2 protein-coding genes are annotated in these 7,312 nt (G+C 40.7%); one reads left to right on the top strand and one right to left on the bottom strand.

Annotated elements, in window-relative coordinates; genetic code table 11:
* Nucleotides 1-667: 667 nt before the first annotated feature.
* Nucleotides 668-3,631, bottom strand: coding sequence for a methyl-accepting chemotaxis protein (locus HXY43_RS25090; RefSeq protein ID WP_290889409.1), 2,964 nt, complete (start codon nt 3,629-3,631; stop codon nt 668-670).
* 1,214 nt (nt 3,632-4,845) lie between these two features.
* Here HXY43_RS25090 and HXY43_RS25085 point away from each other — a divergent pair.
* Nucleotides 4,846-7,266 carry a sucrose synthase gene (locus HXY43_RS25085; RefSeq protein WP_290889406.1) on the top strand — a complete coding sequence of 807 codons (2,421 nt, stop codon included), beginning with the start codon at nt 4,846-4,848 and terminating at the stop codon, nt 7,264-7,266.
* The last annotated feature ends 46 nt before the right edge of the window (nt 7,267-7,312 follow it).

Raw genomic sequence — 7,312 nt, 5'->3', positions numbered from 1 at the left:
TGGAAGTCATCTCACTTATCTTGCTCTGATGTCAAGTACGTTTTTTACACCGCTGATTATTCTTGTCTTGTTTAATTTGTCAAGCTATTTTTATACTAAATTAGATGAGCTTACCCTGCGTTTTTAGAGTACCGATAGAAAGTCTCGGAAGTCTGTTTCAATCCCTAATAGGGATTAGTAAAAGTTTCAACCTCCACAAGTGTCTGTAATCTTATTTTACATTGTTTCAATCCCTAATAGGGATTAGTAAAAGTTTCAACTATGGGGTACTATCAGAGTGGGCATACTCACTAGGTTTCAATCCCTAATAGGGATTAGTAAAAGTTTCAACATTACCTGATTATCTCTGAGGAAGTGCAACCACGTTTCAATCCCTAATAGGGATTAGTAAAAGTTTCAACTGCGGCAACCCAAAAGCCAATCTGTATTCTGTTTTCAAGGTTCGTTTGCGCGGATGGGTCAATCATAGCATGAGAAATTGGGATTGTCTAGGGTGAAAGTGGCTGAAACTCAGTCTGAGTAAGGAGCGCGGATGGTCTTGGTGGTGCGATCGCCCTCAACCCTTCTACCAAAAACAATTCAGCCATTTTTTCTGAGACTTCTTTTCCAACACCTACCCATCCGCGCATTAGACAAAGAAAATGAGGCTGTCAAAAGGCTGTTTACCCTAATTCACCTTAAATATCTCGACAGTTTCCTTTAACTGCTGGGAAATTTTCACCGTTTTTTGCAAAGATTTGGAAACTTGCACTGATGAGTCGCTGGTGTGCTTAGAGGTGGCGGCGATTTGTTTGATTAATTCGCTGACAGTTTGCGATGTTTGAACTCCATACACGCTAGCAGTAGATATCGACTGAACTAAGGCATCAATTTGCCGGGAGATTTCCAAAATTTGACTGAGGCTGTGCTTGGCATCCTCTACGATACGCATTCCCTTTGCTACCTCGGTAACTCCTAACTGCATCGCTGCCACAACTTCGTTGGTTTCCTGCTGGACATTTTCCACAATTTCTTCAATTTCTTTGGTTGCCTGTGCCGATCGCGCTGCCAGTTCGCCGACTTCTTCAGAAACGATAACAAAACCTTGACCTTCTTCACCTACACGCGCTGCTTCAATACCTGCGTTGATAGCTAACAAGTTAGTTTGCATGGAAATCTGGTTAATTAATGCCACAACACGAGAAATCTCTTGTGTAGATTCTCCCAAGCGCTTGACTTTCTTAGCAGTGTTGCTGACAATTTGCTGTAAATGCGAAATGTTTTCTACCGTTGTATCTATTGCTTCTCCACTCTTGGTAGCATTGTTAGTGGCTGTATTGGCAACTTGTGCAGCTTGTTGGGCACTAGAAGCTACTGCTTGCATTGCCGAGGTCATTTGATCCACAGCATCCAGGATACGACTAATTTCGGTAGTTTGTGTTAGTGATTCTTGTGCAAGCTGGCGGATCGCTGTCTCGTTACAGCCAATTGCCTCATTTACCTGTATGGCTGATACCTTCACTTTCGCGATCGTGTCCCGCAGGCTTTCAACGATGGAGTTAAAAAAGTCGGCAACAGTACCAATTTCCCCTTCACTCACATCAGCACGCACCGTCAAGTCACCTCTGGCTGCACCTTCAACACGATCCAGCAATTCTATCAGTTGAGTAGTTTGTTGGATTGGTTTTTGTTGCTGTTCCTCAAGGAAAACTGTTTCTGTGGTATGACGCCTTTGTTCTACTTGTTGAGTCAATTCTGCCTGTTCGAGAGCATAACCAGTTTGAATAGCTATCTGTTTAAACAAATTAATTTCTGTATCTCGCCAAGAGCGATCGCTCGAACATTGATGAGCAACTAATAAGCCATATAGTTTCTTGTTAAAGAAAACAGGTGCTAGTAAATATGCTTGGACACCCAGTGCTTCGAGTTGCTGAAAATAAGCATGACTAAAGTTATTTTCATAAATATTGTCAACTACTTTGACAGTACCTATTTGCAATTCATCAGAATACTCTTCAGCTAGAAAAGGGTCAGAATCTTTTGCTCCAAAAGCTGCTGAACAAGAGTATTCAACAGATTCAGCAATCATCTTACCTTGCCAATGTTCATCCAAATAATAGAAAAGAACTCGCTCGACTTGGAGAGCATCTCGCGTTCTCGATACTGCTGTTTTCAAGATTTTTTCACTGTGAAATAGTTCCCGGATGTGAGCAGTAATTTCATTAATTTGCAGTGCCAGTTTTGCTTCACGTTCTTGATGGTGGGCTTGTTCTATAATTCTGTCTGCCATTGTGTTAAAATCAATGGCGAATTGACCAATTTCATCATTAGCGAAAACTTCAGCCCGACAAGAGCGATCGCCTGTAGTAAATTTTTGAGCAGTTTGCAGTAAATTTTTGACTGGTTTAATAATTGCCCGTCTAAACATCACCGCCCAGATCGCAATCAAAAACGCAGCTATAACAATAATAAAGGCTTGTAAGATCAAGTTGTGTGTCAGCAAAGTATTGAGAGTTGTTTCGGGAGTTCCCCGCACTAAAATAGCCATTGGCTGCGTGTCATCAACAACTCTAGGCCCATCAGCTTCTTCAATAATCGTATTAGGTAAAGCCTTGGCTGCCATTGCGTAAGCTTGATTACCTATAACCATGCGTTGTGCTACTGTCGTGCCAGCACTGGCTTCGGCTGCTGCTGATAGTAAAGATATACCTGCTTGCGGCAACTCTACATTTGGTTGACTCTGATTGAAATCTTCTGACTGAGTTTGCAGCAGAGATGTTGCTAGAGTAAATTCTCCACTGGGTTTGCGTAGATAAACGGCACTATATCCCCCCCCAGTCGCTTGCAGTGTTTCTCGGGCGATCGCATCTTTGCCATTCACAATGTTACCAACAACTAAAGCGGCGATAACTGCTTTTGTGCTTGGGTCTTTAACAGGTGTTACCGTATAACGAACTAAGACATCTTGTTTGCTAGAACTAGCCGCTAAACGTGGGAAATCTTGATTTAATTCTGACCGGCTAATAGTTCTATTAGCTTTAATTTGTTGATTATTTTTGAAAACTTCTCTGACTAAATTACTAGGATTAAAAAATTTCCCTTGACGACCGAAATCGGAACTATCAATAATTTTTAAATCTTTTCCAACCAAGGTGGCATACTCTATTTTTATATCCTTGGCTTTATTTTTGAGAATTCGCTGAACTTCTGATTGCAAATCCTGACTTAAAGATTGACCAGAGTTATGGAGAATAGCCGCTTGCAAGATAGCAGGATTATCTGAGTTTTGCTGCGCTCCAAAAGTCATTTGATTGAATTTGTTATTGTAATTAATATCTGTAATTGTTAACTCTGATTTAGCTTGTTCTAGTAACTGAGTTCGCGCTCCTTGAGTAATAATTAATATGGCTCCAATCCCTACTCCTAAAATTGATAGCAATTCACAAGCAAACAAACCTACTAACTGTTTGCGACTAATAGGAAGATTATAAAACCACTGGAATAAGGACTTTTTGGTTGGAATACAAGTAGCAATACTATGTTGATTTGGTTGTGGAACCTGAGAATTATCAATCATTAATTTATATGAAGATTGGGAATGTATAAAATTGGAATTATCATCTTTGCTAGCACCATTAAATCTATAACTCATACCCTAATCCTCTGGATTACAAAATTTTTATTCTTAAAGACTAAGTGCAAACCAATCATGAACATAGTTGTGTTTAAATTTGTGCATTTAAAGATTAGCAATCTTTTTGCCTGTCGCATATTCTCTCAAATAGGTGACTAATTTAGATATTAATAACCCCAGAGAATCAGAAAAAGTATTTTCTTGTGATTTTTTATACAATTTTTGTGAACTGTGTATGATGGGAGAGCCAGAGGATCTTAATTCTCACCTGCCAGGTTCAACTTGGCAACAAGGGTTTAGAGGCTCTGCCTCCGACAATGTTTATAAGTTATGTATGGCTTATATCATTTGAAAAATTTTTGGCAAAAGATAAATACCTCTTGAACTCTACCTTTTGTGGGAAGGGTTTTGAGGTAATTACGGGTAGCTAAGTAGACATGATATTATACCAAGGCTTTGCGAATATCAATAAGAGTAGTATTATACAAATACTGTTTGTCAATCCCTGCTTACATCCCTCCACTTAGTAGGGAATTTGTTATTTGAATACATGGGTAAACCGTGCATGAAACTTTGGTATACACATAAGTTCCTCAAATTGCGTCTGTTAAATTTTGTTGACAAATCAAATATTGGTACGAAATTCGGTTAAAACCATTAATTGGTTGAGAAATTTAGTCTAAAAATCGTCTAAATATTAAGACCTAGACTGTACAATTCAAGTTTTTTATAGAAAACTTGTAATATAGTTCCAGTCATTACTTAGTGGGCTTTATTTAATTCGTGTGGGTAAAAATTATCTTGATTCACAGGTGGTTGTTGGCGCTATTTACTGAGGGTGCAAGAAGTCAGCGTCTACTGACTGTAAATGCGAATGTCAAAACCTAAAGAAAGTGATATTCGACTACAAGAAATTTATTTCAGGAAATATAATCTCCTGGTGGGGTGATTCTTAAGCAGGTATGTGCTTGGGATAATCACAATTCCTGCCAACAAAAAATGTAAAAGCTTAGCTCTCTTGCAAAATTACCTTTTGCCAGAAAAGGTAGGCGTTAAAGGATTATTTAGTTCCTTTAGCCTTGCCTTTTATTGTTATGACTGCTAAGATAAACATTTTTTCGGTACTCAAGATAGGGGTTGTTACTTGTGTGATTAACCCCTGTGTTCTGTTGTCTTTTCAATTCAGAATCTAGAAACCAAAGTTTCGGTTATTTGTGGACGGAGGAGTGTTAATGACTGATTTAATTCAAGATGTTTTAAATAGTGATGAAAAAAAGAATTTACGTCAGTTCGCAATTCTGTTGCGCCAGTCAGAAAAAAGGTATCTGTTACGTAACGAAATTCTCAATACTTTCCACGACTACTGTAAACAACAAGCAAATTACGAGCATCTCTATCACAACTCTTACTTGAGTAAATTGGTTTATTTTACTCAAGAAATTATTCTGGATTCTGAAAGCATTTGCTTGGTTATCCGTCCCCGCATTGCTACTCAAAAAGCCTATCGGCTGTTAGATGATTTCACAGTAGAATCGGTGAGCATCCAAGAGTTACTAGACTTACGCGATCGCCTTGTTAACCGCCATCATCCCCAAGAAGGCGGCGTGCTGAAAATAGATTTTCAACCTTTCTATGACTATTCCCCCGTCATCCGTGACCCGAAAAATATCGGTAAGGGTGTAGCTTTCCTTAACCGCTACTTGTCCAGCAAATTGTTTTACGATCGCCGTCAGTGGCAAGATGCTTTGTTCAATTTTCTGCATCTGCACCACTACAAAGGCCATCAACTGCTGATTAGCGATCGCATTCAGACTCAGCAGCAGTTATCTAACCGTGTGAAGCAAGCGTTAACCCTACTGTCTCACTACCCCGCCGATACACCTTACGAAAACTTCCGGTGGGAATTGCAGAATCTCGGTTTTGAACCTGGTTGGGGAAACACCGCCGATCGCGTACACCAAAGTCTGGAAATGCTTGACCAATTGATAGATTCTCCAGACAATCAAGTGCTAGAAGCCTTTCTTTCCCAGATACCGATGATTTTCCGGATACTTCTGGTGTCGCCTCACGGTTGGTTTGGACAAGAAGGAGTGCTGGGAAGACCGGATACAGGCGGACAGGTGGTCTATATCCTCGATCAGGTGAAGGGACTAGAAAAGCAACTTCAAGAAAACATCGAACAGACAGGATTAGATGTGCTTGGCATCCAACCCAAAGTGATTGTGCTGACACGTCTAATTCCCAACAGCGAGGGTACAACTTGTAACCAAAGGCTAGAGAAAATCTACGGTACTAGCAATGGTTGGATTTTGCGCGTCCCCTTCCGAGATTTCAACCCCAAGCTGACGCAAAACTGGATTTCCCGATTTGAAATTTGGCCCTATTTAGAAACCTTTGCCATTGATGCACAAAAAGAATTGCTGGCAGAGTTTCAAGGTAAACCCGATCTGATTGTAGGGAACTATACTGATGGTAACTTAGTGGCATTTCTACTCGCAAGGCGGATGAATGTCACCCATTGTATAATCGCCCACGCCTTAGAAAAATCTAAATACTTATTTAGTAACCTCTACTGGCAAGACCTAGAAGATAAGTACCACTTTTCATTGCAATTCACCGCAGACTTGATGGCGATGAATGCGGCGAACTTTATTGTCAGCAGCACTTACCAAGAAATTGTTGGTACACCAGACAGCATTGGTCAGTACGAATCTTACCAGTCTTTTACCATGCCGGATTTGTACCATGTGGTGAGTGGCATTGAGTTATTCAGCCCCAAGTTTAACATCGTACCTCCTGGTGTCAACGAAGATGTTTACTTCCCCTACACCAGGACAGAAGAAAGAAAATTGAGCGATCGCCAACGCTTAGAAGACCTACTGTTTACCCTCGAAGATCCGACGCAAGTTTTCGGGAAATTACAAGACCCCAACAAGCGTCCCATCTTTTCCATGGCCAGACTAGACCGAATTAAGAACCTGACCGGTTTGGCAGAATGTTTTGGTAAAAGCAAAGAACTGCAAGAACACTGCAATCTCATCCTCGTTGCTGGTAAACTCCGTAGCGAAGATTCCACCGATCACGAAGAAATTAGCGAAATCGAGAAACTTTACCACATCATTGACCAGTACAACCTGCACGGCAAAATCCGGTGGTTGGGGGTACGTCTACCCAAGGGTGACTCTGGCGAAATCTATCGAGTAATTGGCGATCGCCGAGGAATTTTTGTCCAACCAGCCTTATTTGAAGCCTTTGGTTTAACCATTCTCGAATCAATGATTAGCGGACTTCCTACCTTTGCTACTCGCTTCGGTGGCCCGTTAGAAATCATCCAAGATAAAGTCAATGGGTTCTACATCAACCCCACCGACCAAACAGAAATGGCAGATATTATCTTAGAGTTCATTGCCAAGTGTAACCATGACCCCAACTACTGGAACGAAATCTCACAACGCAGTATCGAACGAGTCTACAGCAACTACACTTGGAAAATTCATACCAACCGCCTGCTGTCTCTGGCAAAAATCTACAGCTTCTGGAACTACACCTCTCAAGAACAACGCGAGGATCTGCTACGTTACATTGAATTACAGTTTCATATGATTTACAAGCCAAGAGCCAAAGCGCTTTTGGATAAGCATATGCAACAGTAAGCCAAAAAAAGGATTTTGCTTGGTGTCTTAGTGTCTTGGTGGTGAA

This window comes from Fischerella sp., from assembly GCF_013388695.1.
GTDB lineage: Bacteria > Cyanobacteriota > Cyanobacteriia > Cyanobacteriales > Nostocaceae > PCC9605.
Note: the sequence above shows the minus strand (reverse complement) of the source record. Positions and strands in the feature narration are given on the sequence as shown.